The sequence below is a fragment of the Nevskia soli genome (assembly GCF_903970205.1).
GTDB lineage: Bacteria > Acidobacteriota > Terriglobia > Bryobacterales > Bryobacteraceae > Bog-113.
This window is the reverse complement of sequence record NZ_CAJCHS010000188.1, coordinates 1-3343: the sequence shown is the minus strand read 5'-3', so window position 1 is coordinate 3343 and position 3343 is coordinate 1. Positions and strand designations below refer to the sequence as shown.

The 3343-nt window shown below is 62.2% G+C and carries 4 protein-coding genes; 1 reads left to right on the top strand and 3 read right to left on the bottom strand.

Annotated elements, in window-relative coordinates; all coding sequences use genetic code 11:
• Window positions 1-63: 63 nt before the first annotated feature.
• The 3 genes from H1Y01_RS08575 to H1Y01_RS08565 are packed head-to-tail and all read right to left on the bottom strand — an operon-like array spanning window position 64 to window position 2734.
• Window positions 64-1434, bottom strand: a complete 1371-nt coding sequence (locus tag H1Y01_RS08575; protein WP_180540027.1) for a HEAT repeat domain-containing protein — start codon at window positions 1432-1434, stop codon at window positions 64-66.
• Complete coding sequence (locus H1Y01_RS08570; protein ID WP_180540026.1) at window positions 1431-2141, bottom strand: anti-sigma factor family protein; 711 nt, start codon at window positions 2139-2141, stop codon at window positions 1431-1433. Before H1Y01_RS08570 ends, H1Y01_RS08575 begins: the two co-directional genes overlap by 4 nt.
• On the bottom strand, window positions 2138-2734 hold the full coding sequence (locus tag H1Y01_RS08565) for an RNA polymerase sigma factor (RefSeq protein WP_180540025.1): 597 nt from the start codon (window positions 2732-2734) through the stop codon (window positions 2138-2140). The genes H1Y01_RS08570 and H1Y01_RS08565 overlap by 4 nt, the downstream gene beginning before the upstream one ends.
• A gap of 50 nt (window positions 2735-2784) precedes the next feature.
• Here H1Y01_RS08565 and H1Y01_RS08560 point away from each other — a divergent pair, with 50 nt between their 5' ends.
• The gene (locus H1Y01_RS08560; protein WP_180540024.1) at window positions 2785-3300 is read left to right on the top strand and encodes a MogA/MoaB family molybdenum cofactor biosynthesis protein; all 516 of its coding nucleotides are present in this window, start codon (window positions 2785-2787) and stop codon (window positions 3298-3300) included.
• The last annotated feature ends 43 nt before the right edge of the window (window positions 3301-3343 follow it).

Below are 3343 nucleotides of genomic sequence, written 5' to 3'. Positions count from 1 at the left end.
CGTTACTAACCGACGGCGTCTGCGCACTAAGCGCCGAAGCTATAAAGATCGGTATGAGCGTTTTCATTTGAGGATCTCCATCATGTAGTCCGTCGATTCTTTGGAGTGGATCAAGGCTAAGTGCGAGATCATGTCGCGCTTCAGCTCAGGGTCTTTCTCCTGCCGCGCAAGCTCTACCAGGACTTTCGCGTTGCCTTCCAGAAACAAGCCATTGATTACTTCGCGCTTCAGCTGCGGATCGGTTTCAGAGCGATATAAGTTCGCCATCTCTCCGCTATCTTTTCCCCAGCCGGTGAGCGCCAGCGTGTTGATGGCCTGCTTGCGGATGGCCGGGTCGCGGTCGGTTTTCGCGATGGTGAGTAAGTGGGCCGAATCGCCATCGAGGAGCATCGACTGTACAATCTGCCGGCGCAGATCCGCATTTTGCTCGGACTGATACAGCGTCCATAGCTCGTCTTTCCCTCCGGTTTGCGCGAGGGTGTTGATGGCCTGCTTCCGCAACTCGGGATCTTTCTCGCTGCGCGCGAGGTCGAGCAGCTTGTCTTTCGCGCCGGAGATCATGAAGCCCTGCAGAATCTCGCGCTTGATATGCGGATCGTTGGAGGCGCGGTACTCGTTGGCCAACTCGGTGCGCGACCAATCGCTGCCGATCATGGCGAGGTAACGGATGGCGCTGGCTTGTACGTCCGGATTGCCGCTGTGGGCCTGTTCCGCGAGCACCTGGCGGGCGTCGGCGGACCCGGCTTGCGAGAGGACGAACATGGCCTTGTCTTTGATGGCGGGCGACTGGCTGGAATTGAGCAGCCGCTTCAGGACGGGGATGGCTTTGTTGGGGTCCGACTGCATCAGCGAATTGAGCGCCATCAACTTCAGTTCGTCATCCGATTCCGCGCCGGGATTTACGGGCTTGCCTTCCTGCGCGCGCACCTCCAGTTCAAGCGCTTTCGCGTCATTCAGCCAGCGGCTGTTCGCGAACTGCCGGCGCAACTCGGCGATGGTTTTCAAAGCCTCGCCGCGCCGGCCGAGTTGATTTTCCGCGTAGGCCTTCCAATACATCGCGCCATCCGCGCGCGGGCCCTTGGCGGCGATCTCCGCGTCGAAGTTGCGGATCGCATCCTCATACTGGTTCTTGTCGAGCGATCGGACGCCGCGCGAGTAGCTTCGGGTCTCTCCGCTGTCGTCGCCGCCTTGCGGGAAGAAGTCATTGCCAAGAAAGGCATTCCCGCTAAAATCGAGCGCTTCGAAATGGCTGTCGCCCATGAACGCCATCTGCGCTTGCAGCTTCTCGAGTGCCATGCGGCTACCGTCCAGCTGCTTCTGCCATCCACTGGAATCGAGTTGCTGCAACGCCTTCTCGACACCTCCAAGGTCGACATCCTGCCCAAACGCGATCCCTCCGCTCGCCGCGAGCGCCAACCAAAATTTCGTCTTCATAGCTTCATCCCCTTCTCTTTCGCATTACTCCCGATTACCCGCGTTTTGAACAGCAACCCTTGCGATTCGATACTGCCCTTCAACTCATTCAACTCACTCTCGGAGACTGAATCCGGAGCATGCGCAATCTCGACGAGCACACGCTCGAGCTGCGCGAGAAACGCGGCGGAGGTTCCATCGCCCGCGCGCGCCGCCGTCAGCCGCAGCAGCCGGTTTTCTCCGACCAGGCGGCTGGCCAGCTGCTGCTCCGCCGATATGTCGTTGGTCTTGCTTTCCGGCGCGTTCTCGATTTCCGCGAGCACGATCTGGGAGCGTTCCAGGTGATCGCCCAGCGCGATCAGAAGGACGCGTTCGCGGGTGTTCGCTGCCATGGCCCCGCGGCCGCTGTCCGAACGCCGCTCGACCCACATCCCCGCTGCGAACGCGAGCACCACAACCATCGCCAGCGCGGGCGCGAGCATCCACCAGGGCCGGGCCGATCGCCGCTGCAATCCAGCGCTGGCCCGCGACTCGATCGACCGCCATACGCCTTCTTCCCAATGCGGCGCGAGTTCCGGCGGCTCGATGGCCTTCAGCGCGTCTAGTGTTCCCGCTAGCGTTTGCAATTCGCGCTTGCAGACCGCGCAGCTTTCGAGATGCCGGCGGCCTTCCGCCGTCACATCGCCGAAATAGGCCTGGGTCAACTCCTGTTCGGAAAGGTGTTTCATACCGCGGTCCTCGCCGCGCGGCCGAGCGCCGGCTCTAACACGCGCCGCAGCTTTTGCACCGCGCGAAAAATGCTGTTCTTGGCCGCGCCGGGCTTCACTTTCATCACCTCGCAAATTTCCTCGATACTCCGGCCATCGTAATGGCGCAGGACGAATACGGCGCGTTCCATCTCCGTTAGCTGCGCCATGGCCGGCGTGAGCAGACGTAGGATCTCGGTCGAGAGAGCCAGCCTCTCGGGCGACGGCGTGGCGGCCGCGACGTTCGCCATTACTTCCTGCGCGCCGTCTTCGTCCTTGGTGGCTTTTACCATGCGGCGCTCCCGTGACGTGCGGGCGCGCAGCAGATCGGTCGCGCAATTGGCCGCAATGCGATGCAGCCAAGTTCCGAAAGCCGCGCGGCCATCGAACCGGTGGATCTGTTTGGCCGCTCGCAGGAACGTCTCCTGCACCAGGTCTTCCGCATCGTGTTCATTTCCAGTCATTCGATAGGTCAAGCGATAGACGGCGCGGCTATGGCGCTCGACGAGCACACGGAACCCGTCCGGATTTCCGCGCCGGGCCTCCGCGATTGCCGCTTCATCGATCGACTCCATCCGCCTACTGCCAACTTAGACCGCAAACCGGGGTGGCGGATAGTAAAAACATGAGTTCAGAGAGCACCGAGCAGCACCGGGCGCTGGCGGCCGCAAAAGGGCCGGTGCGCGTGGCCATCATCACGGTCAGCGATTCGCGGACGCCGGAGACCGACACGAACCGGCAGTGGCTCGAGACGGCGATTCCCGAGGCCGGCCACGAAGTATCCGCGTATCGGCTGATCCGCGATGAGCCCGCGGATGTGAAGACCGTGCTGGACGAACTGGCGGACACGGATGCGCAGGTGCTGCTGTTCAACGGAGGCACCGGCATTTCGCGGCGCGACACGACTTACGACGTACTGAGCCGCAACCTGGAGAAAGTGCTGCCGGGATTTGGCGAGTTATTCCGGATGCTGAGCTACCAGACGATCGGGCCGGCGGCGATGCTGTCGCGCGCGACGGCGGGGACTTACCGGGGGAAAATTGTGATCTCGACGCCGGGGTCGCCGCAGGCGGTGAAGCTGGCTTGGACGGAGTTGATTCGCGGGGAGATGTGCCACTTGGCTTGGGAGATTGGGAGATAGGGGAGTGGGGCTTGGCGGGGCGTGACTGGGTGGTTGGGGAGGG

Excerpts from the sequence above, each read along its gene's own strand:
- H1Y01_RS08575 (WP_180540027.1), bottom strand. The coding sequence starts at position 1,434 with ATGAAGACGAAATTTTGGTTGGCGCTCGCGGCGAGCGGAGGGATCGCG.
- H1Y01_RS08570 (WP_180540026.1), bottom strand. The coding sequence starts at position 2,141 with ATGAAACACCTTTCCGAACAGGAGTTGACCCAGGCCTATTTCGGCGAT.
- H1Y01_RS08565 (WP_180540025.1), bottom strand. The coding sequence starts at position 2,734 with ATGGAGTCGATCGATGAAGCGGCAATCGCGGAGGCCCGGCGCGGAAAT.
- H1Y01_RS08560 (WP_180540024.1), top strand. The coding sequence starts at position 2,785 with ATGAGTTCAGAGAGCACCGAGCAGCACCGGGCGCTGGCGGCCGCAAAA.